A 16247-nucleotide genomic window follows, 5' to 3' on the forward strand; every position below is an offset into this window, starting at 1 on the left:
AGACATGGAAGACGCAGTCATCGTTTCCGTCGCACGCACGCCGATCGGCAAGGCGTTTCGCGGCATGTTCAACGATACCGAGGCGCCGGCGCTGGGCGGGCACGTCGTGCGCGCGGCGCTCGAACGCGCGGGCGTCGCGCCGGCCGACGTCGACGACGTGCTGATCGGCTGCGCCGCGCAGCAGGGCACGCAGGGCTACAACCTCGGCCGCCTGTCGGCCGCGGCGGCCGGACTGCCGGCGTCGGTTCCCGGCATGGCGATCGACCGCATGTGCTCGTCGGGCCTGATGTCGATCGCGAGCGCCGCGCGCAGCATCGGTGCGCGTGACGCTCGGATCGTCGTCGCGGGCGGCGTCGAGTCGATCTCGCTCACGCAGAACAAGCACAAGAACGCGTATCGCGCGCGCTCGCAGGCCGTGCTCGACCACCAGCCGGCCGCGTATATCGCGATGATGGAAACGGCCGAGATCGTGTCGCGCCGCTACGGGATCTCGCGCGCCGAGCAGGACGCCTTCGCGCTGCAGAGCCACCGCCGCACGGCCGACGCCCAGGCGGCCGGCCGCTTCGACGCGGAAATCGTGCCGCTCGACGTGCGCCGCGCGCTGTTCGACCAGGAAGGCAACGCGACCGGCCACGAGGATCTGCGCGCAGCGCGCGACGAAGGCGTGCGCGCCGACACGACGGCCGAGCGGCTCGCGGGGCTGAAGCCGTCGTGGAGCGGCGGCAAGGTCGTCGAGCAGGGCGAGTTCGTGACGGCCGGCAATGCGTCGCAGCTGTCGGACGGCGCGGCGGCCGTGGTCGTGATGTCGCGCAGCGAGGCGACGCGCCGCGGGCTGACGCCGCTCGGCGCGTTCCGCGGCCTCGCGGTGGCCGGCTGCGAGCCGGACGAGATGGGCATCGGCCCGGTGTTCGCGATTCCGAAGCTGCTGGAACGCTTCGGGATGACGGTGGCCGACGTCGGGCTGTGGGAGCTGAACGAGGCGTTCGCGTGCCAGGCGCTGTACTGTCGCGACACGCTAGGCATTCCCGACGACCGGCTGAACGTGGACGGCGGCGCGATCGCGCTCGGCCACCCGTTCGGGATGTCGGGCACGCGCATGACGATGCACGCGCTGCTCGAAGGCGCGCGGCGCGGCGTGCGGCACGCGGTCGTGACGATGTGCATCGGCGGCGGGATGGGTGCCGCCGCGCTGTTCGAAGTCGGCGCCTAGCGATTCCAGTCGGGACCATTCGAGGCCGCGGCAACGACCGACGGCCCGGAGACTTGCAGTCGACTGCGGCAGGCGCTTCCGGGCGCACCGCCGTCGAACGCAGACACAGGAGACAAGCGATGAAACGAACTTTGCCCGGACTCGCGATGTCGGCGCTGGTGCTCGGCGCCGCGCTGTTCGCGTTTTCGCCGCGCCCGCTGCCGGCGTTCCCGGTCACCGCGATCCACGCGGACCGGCTGCAGATCAACGGGCTTGCCCGCGCCGGCACGACGCGCATCGTCGCGGTCGGCGAACGCGGCGTGATCCTGCTCAGCGACGACGCGGGTGCGCACTGGCGTCCGGCATCGATCGCGCAAGACCCGGCGTCGACGCTCACGCAGGTGCGCTTCGTCACGCCGACGCTCGGGATCGCGGTCGGCCATGACGGCAGGATCGTCCGCAGCGACGATGGCGGTGGGCACTGGCGCGAGGTTCACATGGACCACGCGCATTCCGATCCGCTGCTGTCCGTATGGGGCACCGCCGGCGGCCCGCTGTTCGCGGCCGGCAGCTTCGGCCAGTTGCTGCGCTCGGACGATGCCGGCGTCAACTGGCAGGCGGTGAAGACGCCGGCCGGCGACCGCCACCTGAACGCGATCGTCGGCGACGGCCGCGGCAACCTGCTGGTCGCGGGCGAAAGCGGCACGCTGCTGCGCTCGACCGACAACGGCGTCACATGGAACAAGCTCGCGTCGCCATACGCGGGCTCGCTGTTCGGCGCGCTGATGCTCGCGAACGGCGACTGGGTCGCATACGGGATGCGCGGCAACGTCGTGCGCAGCACCGATCACGGCGCGACCTGGACGCACGTCGACAGCCACGTGCCGGTGTCGTACTTCGGCGCGACCCAGCTCGGCGACGGCGAACTCGTGCTGGTCGGCCAGGGCGGCGCGATCGTCGCGTCGCGCGACGGCGGGCTGACCTTCGACGTACGGAAGCTCGGCGGCGTGCAGAGCCTCGCGGCCGTGCTCGACATGGGCCACGGTGCGCTGCTGCTCGGCGGTGAAGCCGGCGTCGCGCCGCTCGCCGCGTCGCCGTCCTGACGCGCGCTCATGGCGGCCGCGACCGACGCGACCGCCGGTTTCCGCATGCAACCGTTCGTTTCGCATCGCCCGTCCGTACCGACACGAGAAATCCATGAACGACCTGTCACGCCCCCCTGAAGCGGTTCCCGCGTCGCGTCTCGCGACGTTCGTCGAGCGCTGCGCCGACACGATCATCCGCCGGCGCAAGCTGCTGATGCTGCTGTGCGTCGCGGTGACGCTCGCGCTCGGACTGTCCGCGACGCGCCTGAAGCTCGATCCGGGCTTCAACAAGATGATCCCGATGCAGCACCCGTACATGCAGGTGTTCGAGCGCTATGCGGGCGCGTTCCCCGGCGCGAACACGATCCTCGTGAGCCTGCGCTGGAAGGGCGACGGCGACATCTACAACCAGACGTTCATGGACGCGCTGCGCCACGCGACCGACGACGTGTTCTTCATCCCCGGCGTGAACCGCTCGCGCGTGTTCTCGCTGTTCACGCCGAACGTCCACTACACGGAAGTGACCGAGGCCGGCTTCCGCGGCGACGTGGTCGTGCCCGGCCAGTTCTCCAGCGCGAACCCGGACGATCTCGCGAAGGTGCGCCGCAACGTCGCCCGCTCCGGGCAGATCGGCCGCCTCGTCGGCAACGACCTGAAGTCGGCGCTGATCCGCGCGGAGCTGCGCGAGACCGATCCGGCGACCGGCAAGCGGCTCGACTACAGCGCGGTCGCGCGCCAGCTCGAAGAGATCCGCGCGAAGGTCGCGAAGCAGGGCATCGACGTGAACATCATCGGCTTCGCGAAGCTGGTCGGCGACGTCGAGAACGGCATCGCGGGCGTGATGGCGTTCTTCGCGCTTGCGTTCCTCGTGACGGCCGCGCTGCTGCTCGCCTATACGCGCTCGCTGAAGACGACCGTGCTCGCGCTCGTCGTCGCGCTGCTGCCGGTCGTCTGGCTGCTCGGTTCGCTGCCGCTGCTCGGGCTCGGCATCGACCCGATGTCGATCCTCGTGCCGTTCCTGATCTTCTCGATCGGCGTGTCGCACGCGGTGCAGATGACCAACGCGTGGAAGCAGGCGCTGGTGCGCGGCGCGTCGTCGGCCGACGCCGCACGCGACGCGTTCCGCAAGCTGTTCGTGCCGGGCACCGTCGCGCTGCTGACGAATGCGCTGGGCTTCATGGTGATCATGCGGATCAGGATCGACATCGTGCGCGAACTCGGCATCACCGCGTGCCTCGGCGTGCTGCTGATGATCGTGACGAACAAGGTGTTCCTGCCGATCCTGCTGTCGTACACGCGCCTCGAACGCGGCACGCTGGCGCGTGCGCAGCGCACGGCGGCGGCCGGCGGCAGCCGGATGTGGTTGCGCTTCGCCGTGTTCGCGCGGCCGGCGCCGGCGCTCGGCGTGTTCGCGGTGGCGCTCGTGCTGCTCGCGTACGGCGCGCTCGAGTCGCGCAAGCTGGAGATCGGCGACATCGGCACGGGCGCGCCGGAGCTGCGCACGAACTCGCGCTACAACATCGACAACGCGGCGATCACGCACCAGTACAACATCGGCGTCGACGTGCTGTCGGTGATCGTCGAGACGACCGGCTTCGACGACGCGTGCCTGCATTACCCGGTGATGAGCGCGATCGAGAAGTTCGAGATGACCATGCGCGGCGTGGCCGGCGTGCAGTCGGTGACGAGCGTCGCGTCGCAGGGCAAGGTGTTCATCGCCGCGTTCAACGAAGGCAACCCGCGCTGGGCCGCGCTGCCGCGCTCCAGCGAAGGGCTCACGCAGGGTTCCAGCGCGTTCGATCCCGACAACGGGATGAACACCGCAAACTGCAAGGCGATCCAGGTGCTGATCTACACGAAGAATCACGAAGGCACGACCATCGCGCACATCGTCGACGAGATCAGGCGTTTCGCGGCCGAGAACCCGACGCCGAACGTCGCGTTCCGGCTCGCGGGCGGCAACGTCGGCGTGATGGCCGCGACCAACGAGGCCGTTGGCGACGCGGAGATCGCGATGCTGCTGTCGATCTTCGGGGCGATCGCGCTGCTCTGCGCGGCGACATTCCGCTCGTGGCGCGCGGTGCTGTGCATCATCGTGCCGCTCACGCTCGTGTCGATCCTGTGCAATGCGGTGATGGCGCGCCTCGGCATCGGGCTGAAGGTCGCGACGCTGCCGGTGATCACGCTCGGCGTCGGCGTGGGCGTCGACTACGGGATCTACCTGTACGAGCGCCTGCAGCACGACATCCGCCACGGCGCGACGCTGCCCGACGCATTTGCCGACGCGATGCGCCAGCGCGGCACCGCGGCGCTGTTCACGGCCGTCACGATGTTCATCGGCGTCGGCACGTGGGCGTTCTCCGCGCTGAAGTTCCAGGTCGACATGGGCGTGCTGCTCGCGTTCATGTTCCTCGTGAACCTGTTCGGCGCGGTCTTTCTGCTGCCCGCGCTCGCCGCGTGGCTCGGCGTCGAACGTGCCGAGCGTCGCGTGTCGCCCCGGCCGCAGACGTCGGCGGCCCCGGCGCCGCTGAAGCCGTCGCCCGCGCTCGAACCCGGCAACCCGATGCGCTGAACGGCGCTCCCATTTCCCCCGCGCGCGGCCGGCCGTCGCGCGTTCTCCCAAAGAAGGAGTCAACCCACATGTCCGCACGCCCTTACAAGATCGAAGCCCAGCCGCTCGCGCAGCGCTATGCGCGCGGCTGGCACTGCCTCGGGCTCGCCCGCGACTACAAGGACGGCAAGCCGCACACGCTGAACGTCTTCGGCCGCAAGCTCGCCGCGTTCGCCGATTCGACCGGCAAGGTCAACATCGTCGACGCGTACTGCCCGCACATGGGCGCCGACCTGAGCCTCGGCACGGTCGAAGGCGACAACCTCGTGTGCCCGTTCCACGGCTGGGCGTGGAGCGGCGAAGGGCAGTGCGCGTCGATCCCGTACTGCAAGCGGATTCCGCCGAAGGCGCGCATCGGCGCGTGGCCGACCTGCGAGGAAAACAACCTGCTGTTCGTGTGGAACGACCCGGAAGGCAATGCGCCGCCGGTCGACGTCGCGATTCCGCGCCTCGACGTGTGCTTTTCCGACGAATGGTCGGGCTGGGTCGTCGACAAGATGGTGATCCAGGCCAACTGCCGCGAGCTGGTCGACAACATCTCGGACGTCGCGCATTTCGCGACCGTGCACCATGCGCCGATCGACTATTTCGCGAACCTGTTCGAGGACCACAAGGCGACGCAACTGATGGTCGGCCGCAGCGAGAAGCTCGGCGGCGACAGCCTGACCGCGCTGTCGACCTATTTCGGGCCGGCCGTGCACATCACGCAGATGACGGGGCAGAGCAACGGGCAGCCGATCCATTCGGTGCTGCTGAACTGCCACGTGCCGATCGACATGAACAGCTTCGAGCTGCGTTACGGCGTGATCGTGAAGAAGGTGGCCGGGCTGACCGACGAGCAGAACATGGAGATCGCGAACGCGTACGTGAAGGAAGCGCAGCGCGCGTTCTACGAGGACGTCGACATCTGGCACAGCAAGACGCGGATCGACAACCCGCTGCTGTGCGAGGGCGACGGGCCGCTGTACCAGATGCGCGACTGGTACGCGCAGTTCTACCTGGACGTGGCCGACGTGCGGCCGTCCAGCGTCGCGCGCAAGGCGTTCGAGATGCGGATTCGCGACGGCGGCGAGCCGCCGGCGCTGCATCACGTGTTCGAGCCGCAGTAAAAAAGCGGGCAGGCCGGCCGAAAACGGGGAGGTAACGATAGGTGCCCCGTCGGCCGGTCACGCCCGCCGCATAAGGCGCTCGAGGCGATCGCATGCTGCACTGCATCGAAATGGCTTGACGAACCGGCTGAGACAGCGTAGTGTCTATGGTCGAAGTGTTCAAGAAGTCCGATTGCTCATCATTGGCCGCATTCCGTGCGGCAGTCGTTGGTCTCTCCCTCTTTGAGTCTTTCTGTGCCCGTCGTGGGCGCATGTTCAATTATTTGTATTAAGGAAGTATTTGTGGATACCGGTACCGTCAAGTGGTTCAACGAAACCAAGGGCTTTGGTTTCATTTCCCCGGACAACGGCGGCGACGATCTGTTCGCCCATTTCTCGGAAATTCGCGGCACGGGCTTCAAGACCCTGGCCGAAGGCCAGAAGGTCAGCTTCGAAGTGAAGCGCGGCCCGAAGGGTCTGCAAGCGTCGAACATCACGCCGCAGTAAGCCGCATCGGCATCGGTCGCCAGCGGCGGCCGCTGCCGGATGGAGTTTTGCGCGACGCGCCGCTTTGGCGGCGCCAGCGCGTTCCGATGCGCACGACCGATGCATCGCGACATTCACGATGCATCGGTCGTGACGCCTCCCTCCTCGCATGCCTGAACGGCGTGCGACGTAACGCCCTCGTACAGCGCTCGCCGCTTCGCGAGCGTATCACCGCTTCAACGCATCAACCTGAGCAGACCGCCGCCACCATGTCGTAGCCGGCGCGGTCCCGACTTGCGCGGCGCTCATCCCGCCGCCGCCACCGACCGCCCGACCGCCGCAACGCGCCGGGCTCCGATCGCAAGACAGGCCCGTTGCCCGTCTGAACGAACCGATCCCCGGCAGCCTGCCGGCGGCCGTCCCGTTGCGGGATACGGCGCCGGGCAGATCGCCGCGGCCGCGGTCTATCACCTTGTCTGGAGGAATTGGTTTGGCAAAAGAAGAACTGCTGGAACTCGACGGAATCGTCGACGAAGTGCTGCCGGACAGCAAATACCGTGTGACGCTGGAAAACGGCGTCGTGGTTGGCGCGTACGCGTCGGGCCGCATGCGCAAGAACCACATCCGCATTCTCGCGGGTGACCGCGTGACGCTGGAACTGTCGATGTACGACCTCACGAAGGGCCGCATCAACTTCCGTCACAAGGACGCGAACTCCCCGCGTCCGCCGCGAACCGGCCAGCCGCGTCGTTAAGCGGCAACGATCGGTGCGCGGCACATCGCGCACGCGGTCGACATCCTTCCGGCCACTCGGCCGGACGAACCGGATGAACGGCACGTTGCATGCCGTTCGTCGGTCGCCGGCGGCGCCATCGCGCCGCGGCGGCCAGCCCCGCCTTTACCGGCTACTGCGCGTGCGCAACGCTCAGGCAGCCGCGTCCCGCAGGAAATCCTCGACGATCATCGCGAAGTACGGCGGACATTCCTGCATCGGGTAATGCCCGCAATTCGGTATCGTCACGAGCCGCGCGTTCGGATGCCATGCGAGGAACGTCGCCTGCATCGCCGCCGTGTCGAGCCCCGGATCCTTGTCGCCCACGATCACCAGAAAGCGCGTATCGAGCCCGCGGATGTCGTCGCGCTGAAAACCACATCGGCCGACGGCTGAACCGGCAGGCGGTGACGCCGTTCGTATGACGCTTTACGCGCGGGGTGGCGCAGTCGTACACTCGTCGGCAACTCGCGGCCCGCGCGCGTGGCTTTCAATCCCTTCAGTGGCTTTCAGCGGGCCTGCGACCGTGCAGCCGGACATTCGTCGCGCGACGCCAGGAGGCGCCATGAGTGCAGACGCAGCCCCCGCATCCCCGTCCGTTCAGGACCGCATCCAGCACGTGTTCGTGCTGATGCTCGAGAACCGCTCCTTCGATCACCTGTTCGCGCTGTCGGGCTATCCCGACATCGTCGCCGCATCGCCGGGCAACAGCAACGCGTACGGCGGCGCGGTCTATCCGTTCGGCTGCGGTGCGCCCGACCTGATGCCGACCGATCCGTGCCACGAATTCACCGACGTGCTCGAGCAGCTCTGCGGCGCGGGCGTGCCGTTCGTGAAAGGGCAGGCCTATCCGCCCATCGGCAATTCCGGCTTCGTGTCGAATTACGCGACGTCGCGCTCGGAAGGCACGCCGCCGCAGCCGGCCGACGCGGGCAAGATCATGCAGGGTGTCGACGTCGCGACGCAGGCGCCGTCGTTGTACGCGCTCGCGAACGCGTTCGTGCTGTGCGACGCGTGGCATGCGTCGATGCCGGGGCCGACCTGGCCGAACCGCTTCTTCCTGCACGGCGCGTCGTCGGCCGGGCTCGACCATTCGCCGACCAAGGAAGAGATGGCCGGATGGGACGCATTCGACGGCTTTCCCTATCCGAAGGGCTCGATCTTCGGCGCGCTCGGCGACGGCAACTGGCGCATCTACCAGGACCAGACGGGCGACCCGCTCGGCCACGTGCCGCAGGTCGCGTCGCTGAAGGGCGTCAGCTTCTTCGACATCGACGATCTCGCGCATTTCGAAGCCGATCTCGCGGCCGGCTACACGGCGCGCTACACGTTCATCGAACCCGGCTACGGCGACATCGTGCACGGCACCTATCGAAACGGCAGTTCGCAGCATCCGATGGACGGGCTGGCCGGCGGCGACCAGCTCGCCGCGCGCGTGTACAACGCGATCCGCAATTCACCGGTGTGGAACAGCAGCCTGTTCGTGATCGTCTACGACGAGCATGGCGGCTTCTACGATTCGGTCAAGCCGGGCGCCGCGCCGCCGCCGAACGACGGCGCGGCCGCGACGCTGAACGCGAGCGGCTTCGGCTTCGACGTGTACGGCGTGCGCGTGCCGGGAATCGTGATTTCGCCGTGGGTCGCGGCCGGGCAGGTCGATCACACGCTGTACGACCATGCGTCGGTCGCCGCGACGCTCGAGCGGCTGTTCGGCTTCGCGCCGCTGACCGATCGCGACCGCCTTGCCAACGACCTGCTATCGCTCGTGACGACAACGTGCCGGACGGATTGTCCGCAAAGGATCGGAACATGAGTACGACCCCGGACCCGCGCGATGCGCTGCCCGTGCGCGACGGCACGAGCCTGATCGCGTATCTGCACATCCTGCGCAAAGCGCATGCGGCGCTGGTTGGCCAGGACAAGGCGCATCAGCGATTCAGCGAGATCGTCACGCGCGGACAGGCGCGGCAATATATCGAGGAGCTGATGCCGGCGCTGCTGCAAAAGCGCGCCGAGCATCGGGCGCGCAAGCACGGCGGGAAACATCGCTGAGCCGGAGGAGCGGTGGGTCACGCTGCATGTTGCACGCTCACCGCCGACACCACCGCGCCCGTCAGTTGGACCAGCGCGCCGGCAAACATTGGCGCGCGCAAGTCGTGCGCGGCAGCGCACAGCGTTCATCGCTGCGCTCGTGATTCCGTCCGCTCAGGCCGCCACCGCCCGCGCCCGCGCCATCGTCAGCGCCGCATCCTCGATCATGTCCTCCTGGCCGCCGACGAGCCGCTGCCGGCCCAGCTCGACGAGAATGTCGCGCGCCGGAATCCCGTACTTAGCCTCCGCGCGCTTCGCGAACAGCAGGAACGACGAGTAGACGCCCGCATAGCCGAGCGTCAGCGCATCGCGGTCGAGGCGGATCGGCGCGTCCATGATCGGCACGACGAGATCCTCGGCGACGTCCGAGATCGCGAACACGTCGACGCCCGTCTCGATCCTCATCCGGTCGCACACGGCGACGAACACTTCCATCGGCGTGTTGCCCGCGCCGGCGCCGAGGCCGGCCGCGGCCGCGTCGATCCGGTTCGCGCCGGCCGCAACCGCCGCAACCGAGTTCGCGACGCCCATCGCGAGACTGTGGTGGCCGTGGAAGCCGAGTTCCGTCTCCGGCTTCAGCGCGTCGCGCACCTGGCCGATCCGTGCGGTCACGTCGTCGGGCAGCATGTGGCCCGCCGAATCGGTGATGTAGATGCAGTTCGCGCCGTAAGACTCCATCAGCTTCGCCTGCACGACGAGTTGCTCCGGCGACGACATGTGCGCCATCATCAGGAAGCCGACAGTATCGAGCCCGAGCGTGCGCGCAAGGCCGATATGCTGCTCCGACACGTCGGCCTCGGTGCAGTGCGTCGCGACGCGGATCGTGCCGACGCCGAGCGCGTGCGCCATGCGCAGGTGCTCGACGGTGCCGATGCCGGGCAGCAGCAGCGCCGACACCTTCGCCTGCTTCAGCTCCGGAATCACGGCGCTCAGGTACGCCTCGTCGGTATGGGCAGGGAAACCGTAGTTGACCGACGCGCCGCCGAGGCCGTCGCCGTGCGTGACCTCGATCAGCGGCACGCCGGCCGCGTCGAGGCCGCGCGCGATGTTGCGCATCTGGTCGAGCGTGATCTGGTGGCGTTTCGGGTGCATCCCGTCGCGCAGCGACATGTCGTGAACGGTGATCTTCTTGCCTGCAAGTGACATCGTGTGACTCCTCGACTCAAGCGGTGGCGGCCGTCGCGGCCAGCATCTGTTCGGCGAAACGCTCGGCGGTGGCGGCCGCGGCGGCGGTCATGATATCGAGGTTGCCGGCGTATTTCGGCAGGTAGTCGCCGAGCCCTTCGACTTCCATGAACACCGATACGCGATTGCCGTCGAACACCGGCCCGTTCTTCAGCGTGTAGCCGGGCACGTAGCGTTGCACTTCCTTGACCATCGCATGCACGGACGCGGTGATCGCGTCGACGTCGGGCGGCCCGTCGGTCAGGCAGTGGATCGTGTCGCGCATGATCAGCGGCGGCTCGGCCGGGTTGATCACGATGATCGCCTTGCCCTTGCGTGCGCCGCCGACCTGTTCGATCGCGCCGGACGTCGTGCGCGTGAATTCGTCGATGTTCTTGCGCGTGCCGGGGCCGACCGAGCGCGACGACACGGTCGCGACGATCTCGCCGTACGCGACCGGCTGCACGCGCGATACCGCGTACACCATCGGGATCGTCGCCTGGCCGCCGCAGGTCACCATGTTCACGTTCGCCTGCGCGCTGTCGAGATGCGCGTCGAGGTTCACCGGCGGCACGCAGTACGGCCCGATCGCCGCGGGCGTCAGGTCGATCATCTTCACGCCGAGCGCGGTGAGCTTGTCGGAGTTGTCGCGGTGCACGTATGCCGACGTCGCGTCGAACGCGATGCGGATGTCGTCGGCGGCAACGTGCGGCAGCAGCCCGTCGACACCCTTGTCGGTGGTCTTCAGGCCGAACTCGCGCGCACGGGCGAGACCGTCGGATGCCGGATCGACGCCGACCATCCACACGGGTTCGAGCACCGTCGAGCGGCGCAGCTTGTATAGCAGGTCGGTGCCGATGTTGCCCGGCCCGATCAGTGCGCATTTGATTTTCTTCATCAGGATGGTTCCTTTAGATAAAGCGGACGTCGCAACTGCCGATGCCGGAGATGTGCATCGACAGCGTGTCGCCGGCCGTGACCGGAATCAGTTTCGCGAGCGAGCCGGACAGCACGATCTCGCCGGCCAGCAGCGGCACGTCGTACGCGGCGAGCGTGTTCGCGAGCCACGCGACCGCGTCGGCGGGATGGCCGAGCGCCGCGTCGCCGCGCCCTTGCGCGACGCGCTCGCCGTTCTTGTCGATCGTCATCTCGCACGCGGCGAGATCGAGCGAGCACGGGTCGACGCGCGCATCGCCGAGCACGTATACGCCGCACGACGCGTTGTCTGCGACGGTGTCCTCGATGCGGATCGCCCAGTCGCGGATGCGCGAATCGACGATCTCGAAGCAGGGCGCGACAGCGGCCGTCGCGGCGATCACGTCGGTGCGGTCGATGCCGGGGCCGCGCAGGTCGTGCGCGAGGATGAACGCGATCTCGCCTTCGGCGCGCGGCGCGATCAGCGAATCGGCGGCAATCGCCTCGCCGGCCGCGTAGTGCATGCCGGACAGCAGGATGCCGAAATCGGGCTGGCGCACGTTCAGCATGTCCTGCACGGCCTGGCTCGTCACGCCGATCTTCTTGCCGACGACCGCTTCGCCCTGTTGGATGCGACGCTCGATGAAGCGCTGCTGGATGCGGTAGGCGTCGTCGAGCGACAGCCGGCGCGGACGATTCGACAGCGGCGCGACCGGCGCACGCGCGTGCCACGCGGCGTACAGTTCGTCGCCGAGCGTCGTATGCAGGCGGGAAGACATGAAAGTACCCTCGAATCTCGAATGGAAAAAGCCGCCGTCGCGGGCGGCGTCGTGCGCCGGAGCGGGGCTCCGGCGCGCGGGTCGCGGCCGCGCCGAGTCGGTGGATCGATCAGTTGCCCGAACTGCGGATCGCGTCCGGCGAGAAGTACGCCTCGTTGAACTGCGGGCTGTTGTCGAGCTTCGGCATCGGGCCTTCGTTCGTCAGGCGGTCGGCGAAGTACGCGCCGGAAATCAGGTCGTGATAGAACACCGCGCTCGGATAGAACGTCTTCGCGTCGAACGCATACAGCGACGTCGCGACGTTGGTGCGCCACAGCTGGCCGCGCGCATCGTAGTTGTCGGCCAGCAGCGATTGCCAGGAGTCCTCGTCGATGTACAGCACGCGCTTCGCATACTGGTGGCGATAGCCGTTCTTCAGTGTCGCCTGCAGCACCCACACGCGATGCAGTTCGTAGCGGAGGTACGCCGGGTTCTCGTGGCCCTTGGTCAGCAGGTCGCCGTACTTGATCGCGCTGTCCATGACCTTGTAGTTGTCGTACGGCACGTAGATCTCGCGCTTGCCGACGATCTTCCAGTCGTAGCGGTCGCCGGGGCCGTTGTACAGGCGGTCGTCGTCGACGGTGCGGAAACCGCCCGCGCCCGACGGCTGGTCGTACCCGTACTCGGGCGCCTGGCGCACGCGCCGCGTGCCGGGGTTGTACATCCAGGTGCGCGACGCGTTGTCGGCGCCGGCCTTGTCCCAGTTCTGGAAGCCGACGATCAGCGAGCCGCGGTCGGACAGCGGCAGCTCCGTCGCGTTGCGGTAGTACGTGCGGTTGTTCAGGTCGTTCTTCACGTCGTACTTGCCGACGTTGCGCGGCGAGTAGATGTCGTAGCGAATCTTGCCCCACGCGATGTTGCCGTCCGAGTACACGACCGCCTGGTCGTAGGTCGCCTGCTCGGCGCCGATCGCCGACGAGAAGCGTTGGTTCCACAGCAGCTCGGCGGCCGTCTTCGGGATCGGGTACGGCACCGTCGGCGGCGCGTTCGTCAGGCCGTTCGCATCGGGCGTCATCGTCGACTCGGGCGCGTACGTGCGGATGTCCTTGTAGAGGGCGTCCGGGAAGCGGAAGTCGCGATGGCTCGGGTAGACGTTGATCTTGAACGTGGCCGGATAGCGCTTGAACATCGCCTTCTGGCCGTCGGTCAGGTGCTCGGCGTACTGCGCCATGTTTTCCGCGGTGATCGTTGCGATCGGTTTCTCGCTCGCGAACGGATCGGGGTAGCGGCTGCCGCGCTTGTACTGCACGTCGGGCGGCGTGCCGAGCCACTTGCCGGTCCACTCGGGCACGCCGTTGTCCTTGCTCGCGGCGCGCACCGCGCCGACCGGCGTCAGCGGGCCGTCGAGCGCCTTCAGGTCGTCCGGCGTGACCTTCGGGAACGACGCCGTCGCGGCGACCGCGCACGCGGCCATCACCGACGCGCGCAGGAGGGGGAGATGAATGCGTTTCATATCGATCCTCTTGTTGCTGAATGACGAGCGGCCGGGCCGCTCAGAAGTGGTAGGTCGCCGTGGCCAGCACGTAGTCGCGATCCGACAGCGGACGCGTGACCGGATTCGGCGAACCGAGGAACTTCGCGTAGACGAGCGACAGCTGCAGGTTGCTCAGGCGCGTGAACGTCACGCCGGCCGTCACGCGGTGGTCGCCCTGGCCCGTCAGCGAGCCGAGCGCACCGGCGAGCGGCGACGTGCCCGTCAGGTCGTGCGTGTAGGTCAGCGGCACGTCGAGATCCCAGCCGTTGAACACGTTCTTGTAGCTGAGCGTCCACGCGATCTCCATCGCGAGCGCATTGCGTGAATTCGCGAGCGTGGTCGAGCCGTCGAGCGCCGAGATGCTGCCGGCGTGCACGTACGTGAGTTCGCCGATCAGCGACTGCGAGTTCGCGAGGAAGCTCGGCCCGATCGAGTAGATGCCGGACAGGTTGGTCTGCAGCACGTTCGCGCGCGTCGACTGCGGGCCCGTCGGCGTATTGACGAGCACGGCCGCGCCCTGGCGGTACGACACCTCGCCCGCGACGTTCACGGGGCCGACCTGCGTCGAGAAGCTCGCGCCGGTCAGCTTGATGTTGCTGAAATAGGTCTGCTGATACTGGAGCGTCGGGAAGTACGTCGTGACGACGCTCGGGTTCATGTCGTTGTAGTGCAGGTGGTACAGGCCGATCTCGGTGTCGCCGAGCACGCGCACACGCGCGCCGATACCCCACTGGTTGCGCGCGCTCGGCTTGTCGTCGGGGCCGCGCGGAATGATCATGCCGCCCGGGCCGATGATGTATTGCGCACCGGGACCCGTGACGTCGGAGTAGCTCCAGTACGTGCCGGGCGCGGTCAGCCGGTTCTGCTGGTACGAGAACTGGTAGTAGCCGAGCAGGCTGAAGTTCGGCGTGATCTGCCACTGCGTCGAGATCTGCGGCACCGGCAGCAGGATGTCCTTCACCTCGGCGCCGGCCATGTACGACTTGGTCGCGTCGGACGGCCCCTGTGCGCCGGCGATGTTCGGGAAGAACAGGCTTTCGCCCCATGCGACCACCTGGTCGCCGACCTTCACGTTCAGGCTCGTCGAACCGATGTGGAAGGTGTTGTACGCATACGCGGCGAGCAGCGTCGTGTGGCCCCCCGACCAGTAGCGCGCATCGCTCGTGAAGTCGTTGTACTGGCCCGCGTGGTTCACCGTGCCCGGCGCGTCGTTGTAGTTCGGGCGGCGATAGGCCTGGTCGTAGAACGTGTCCGCGCGGACGAACACACCCCAGTCGTCGTGCTTCAGGTTCACTTCGCCGAGCAGGCTGACCTGGTTCTCGATCAGCTTGTTCTTCGCGAAGTTGCGGTCACCGTCGTCGCCGTTGATGTTCGCCGGCGTCAGCAGATTGCCGCTCGGTGCGCGGGTGCGCATGCCGAGGCCGTAACTGAGCGTGAACGTATAGTCCAGCGTCGTGTCGGCGCCAAGCTCGATCGTGCTGCCGGCATGCGCACCGGGAACGGCGCACGTCAGCAGCGCGGCGGCCAGCGTCGACAGCGTGGCGGTGGCCCGCTTGTCGGTACGGCGCGAAATCCGTTGATGCATGGTGTCTCCTCTTGGGGGTATCGACGACGGTCGACTGTGTGTGTTGTCGTGAGAGGCAGAGTAGGGAGATCGCGGTAGCAGGGAATCGTCGAAATGAACTAGATGACTTCCCTAGGACTGGAAAAGAATTGCCCGCACCACTTGCATTGCGTGGTTCAGCGCGCGTCGGATTGCGCGGCCGACAGGAACGCGGGCCGTTCGCCGCCGCCGTCGAGCCGCAGGTTCGTGCCCGACGTGTACGACGCATCGGGCGACGCGAGGAACAGGCAGGCGGATGCGACGTCGTCGGGCGTCGCGAGCCGTCCGGCGGGAATCGTCGCGCGGATCGCGTCGAGCGCGGCGTCGTCGCCGTAGTGGCCTTCGGTGGCCGATTCGGTCTGCACGAGGCTCGGGCTGATCGCGCACACGCGCACGCGCGGCGCCCACTCGACCGCGAGCGACGCGACCGCATTGACGAGGCCCGCTTTCGCGGCGCCGTACGCGGCCGTGCCGGGCGACGGCCGCGACGCGCTGACGCTCGCGATGAACAGCATCACGCCGCCTGCCGGCTGCGGCTGCATGATCGCGTTCACGCGCTGCGCGAGCTGCAGCGGCGCGATCAGGTTCAGCCGTACGATCGATTCGGTGAAGCGCGGCGATGCATCGGCCGCGAGCGCGAACGGCGAGCCGCCCGCGTTGTTGACGAGCACGTCGAGGCCGCCGGCCGTCTCGCGGATCGCCGCGAGCATCGCGTCGACCTGCTCGACGTCGCGCAGGTCGGCCGCGATGAAGGCCGCCGAGCGGCCATCGGCCGAAGGCGGCGTATCGGGCGCACTGCGCCCGCAGACGAACACGCGCGCGCCTGCCGCGAGAAACCGTTCGGCGATGCGCCGCCCGATGCCCTTGGTGCCGCCCGTCACGAGCACCGTCTTGCCGCTGTAGTCGAATCCGTTCATCGTTGCCTCCGTTTCGGTGGGCCGATGATAGGAA

At 67.9% G+C, this 16247-nt stretch carries 15 protein-coding genes; 8 read left to right on the top strand and 7 right to left on the bottom strand.

Translation table 11 applies throughout. The annotated features are described in order from the left end of the window. The first annotated feature begins 4 nt into the window (after positions 1-4). The 6 genes from AC5LXX_RS22780 (at position 5) to infA (ending at position 7213) form a co-directional block, all read left to right on the top strand. Entirely contained in the window at positions 5-1210 is a 1206-nt protein-coding gene (locus tag AC5LXX_RS22780; RefSeq protein ID WP_493413275.1) for an acetyl-CoA C-acyltransferase, read from the top strand. A 119-nt stretch (positions 1211-1329) separates the two neighbouring features. After that, entirely contained in the window at positions 1330-2292 is a 963-nt protein-coding gene (locus tag AC5LXX_RS22785) for a WD40/YVTN/BNR-like repeat-containing protein (RefSeq protein ID WP_493413276.1), read from the top strand. Between the two features lie 94 nt (positions 2293-2386). Continuing rightward, positions 2387-4846, top strand: a complete 2460-nt coding sequence (locus AC5LXX_RS22790) for an efflux RND transporter permease subunit (RefSeq protein ID WP_493413277.1) — start codon at positions 2387-2389, stop codon at positions 4844-4846. 68 nt (positions 4847-4914) lie between these two features. After that, a complete protein-coding gene (locus AC5LXX_RS22795; RefSeq protein WP_493413278.1) occupies positions 4915-5994 on the top strand; it encodes a 3-ketosteroid-9-alpha-monooxygenase, oxygenase component in 1080 nt (359 codons plus the stop codon). Between the two features lie 282 nt (positions 5995-6276). Beyond that, the gene (locus AC5LXX_RS22800; protein WP_006483056.1) at positions 6277-6480 is read left to right on the top strand and encodes a cold-shock protein; all 204 of its coding nucleotides are present in this window, start codon (positions 6277-6279) and stop codon (positions 6478-6480) included. A 469-nt stretch (positions 6481-6949) separates the two neighbouring features. Further along, on the top strand, positions 6950-7213 hold the full coding sequence (infA, locus tag AC5LXX_RS22805) for a translation initiation factor IF-1 (RefSeq protein WP_048251091.1): 264 nt from the start codon (positions 6950-6952) through the stop codon (positions 7211-7213). A gap of 171 nt (positions 7214-7384) precedes the next feature. Here the strand turns inward: infA and AC5LXX_RS22810 are convergent, their stop codons facing one another. Continuing rightward, positions 7385-7558 carry an alpha/beta fold hydrolase gene (locus AC5LXX_RS22810; RefSeq protein WP_493413279.1) on the bottom strand — a complete coding sequence of 58 codons (174 nt, stop codon included), beginning with the start codon at positions 7556-7558 and terminating at the stop codon, positions 7385-7387. A 238-nt stretch (positions 7559-7796) separates the two neighbouring features. Between AC5LXX_RS22810 and AC5LXX_RS22815 the strand changes: the two genes are divergently transcribed. Together AC5LXX_RS22815 and AC5LXX_RS22820 are read left to right on the top strand one after the other, a co-directional pair. Further along, on the top strand, positions 7797-9044 hold the full coding sequence (locus AC5LXX_RS22815; protein WP_493413280.1) for an alkaline phosphatase family protein: 1248 nt from the start codon (positions 7797-7799) through the stop codon (positions 9042-9044). Continuing rightward, positions 9041-9283 (top strand): hypothetical protein, encoded by a 243-nt coding sequence (locus AC5LXX_RS22820; RefSeq protein ID WP_322083406.1) that lies wholly within the window; start codon positions 9041-9043, stop codon positions 9281-9283. The genes AC5LXX_RS22815 and AC5LXX_RS22820 overlap by 4 nt, the downstream gene beginning before the upstream one ends. Positions 9284-9436: 153 nt before the next feature. Here AC5LXX_RS22820 and dmpG read toward each other — a convergent pair whose 3' ends face one another. From dmpG to AC5LXX_RS22850, 6 genes are all read right to left on the bottom strand, one after another. Continuing rightward, positions 9437-10468, bottom strand: coding sequence for a 4-hydroxy-2-oxovalerate aldolase (gene dmpG / locus AC5LXX_RS22825; RefSeq protein ID WP_493413281.1), 1032 nt, complete (start codon positions 10466-10468; stop codon positions 9437-9439). A 16-nt stretch (positions 10469-10484) separates the two neighbouring features. After that, positions 10485-11384, bottom strand: coding sequence for an acetaldehyde dehydrogenase (acetylating) (locus tag AC5LXX_RS22830; protein ID WP_174929456.1), 900 nt, complete (start codon positions 11382-11384; stop codon positions 10485-10487). A gap of 13 nt (positions 11385-11397) precedes the next feature. Next, positions 11398-12180, bottom strand: a complete 783-nt coding sequence (gene dmpE / locus AC5LXX_RS22835; RefSeq protein WP_493413282.1) for a 2-oxopent-4-enoate hydratase — start codon at positions 12178-12180, stop codon at positions 11398-11400. Between the two features lie 109 nt (positions 12181-12289). Further along, positions 12290-13672, bottom strand: coding sequence for a DUF1329 domain-containing protein (locus AC5LXX_RS22840; RefSeq protein ID WP_493413283.1), 1383 nt, complete (start codon positions 13670-13672; stop codon positions 12290-12292). A gap of 40 nt (positions 13673-13712) precedes the next feature. Further along, positions 13713-15278, bottom strand: coding sequence for a DUF1302 domain-containing protein (locus AC5LXX_RS22845; RefSeq protein WP_493413284.1), 1566 nt, complete (start codon positions 15276-15278; stop codon positions 13713-13715). A 155-nt stretch (positions 15279-15433) separates the two neighbouring features. Then, on the bottom strand, positions 15434-16213 hold the full coding sequence (locus AC5LXX_RS22850; protein WP_493413285.1) for an SDR family oxidoreductase: 780 nt from the start codon (positions 16211-16213) through the stop codon (positions 15434-15436). Between the last annotated feature and the right edge of the window lie 34 nt (positions 16214-16247).

This window comes from Burkholderia torrens (genome assembly GCF_984668525.1).

Bases quoted from the DNA above. Each gene is read 5' to 3' on its own strand.
- AC5LXX_RS22780 (WP_493413275.1), top strand. From the start codon at position 5: ATGGAAGACGCAGTCATCGTTTCCGTCGCACGCACGCCGATCGGCAAG.
- AC5LXX_RS22845 (WP_493413284.1), bottom strand. From the start codon at position 15,278: ATGCATCAACGGATTTCGCGCCGTACCGACAAGCGGGCCACCGCCACG.
- AC5LXX_RS22785 (WP_493413276.1), top strand. From the start codon at position 1,330: ATGAAACGAACTTTGCCCGGACTCGCGATGTCGGCGCTGGTGCTCGGC.
- dmpE (WP_493413282.1), bottom strand. From the start codon at position 12,180: ATGTCTTCCCGCCTGCATACGACGCTCGGCGACGAACTGTACGCCGCG.
- AC5LXX_RS22830 (WP_174929456.1), bottom strand. From the start codon at position 11,384: ATGAAGAAAATCAAATGCGCACTGATCGGGCCGGGCAACATCGGCACC.
- AC5LXX_RS22815 (WP_493413280.1), top strand. From the start codon at position 7,797: ATGAGTGCAGACGCAGCCCCCGCATCCCCGTCCGTTCAGGACCGCATC.
- AC5LXX_RS22795 (WP_493413278.1), top strand. From the start codon at position 4,915: ATGTCCGCACGCCCTTACAAGATCGAAGCCCAGCCGCTCGCGCAGCGC.
- AC5LXX_RS22840 (WP_493413283.1), bottom strand. From the start codon at position 13,672: ATGAAACGCATTCATCTCCCCCTCCTGCGCGCGTCGGTGATGGCCGCG.
- AC5LXX_RS22820 (WP_322083406.1), top strand. From the start codon at position 9,041: ATGAGTACGACCCCGGACCCGCGCGATGCGCTGCCCGTGCGCGACGGC.
- AC5LXX_RS22790 (WP_493413277.1), top strand. From the start codon at position 2,387: ATGAACGACCTGTCACGCCCCCCTGAAGCGGTTCCCGCGTCGCGTCTC.
- dmpG (WP_493413281.1), bottom strand. From the start codon at position 10,468: ATGTCACTTGCAGGCAAGAAGATCACCGTTCACGACATGTCGCTGCGC.
- AC5LXX_RS22850 (WP_493413285.1), bottom strand. From the start codon at position 16,213: ATGAACGGATTCGACTACAGCGGCAAGACGGTGCTCGTGACGGGCGGC.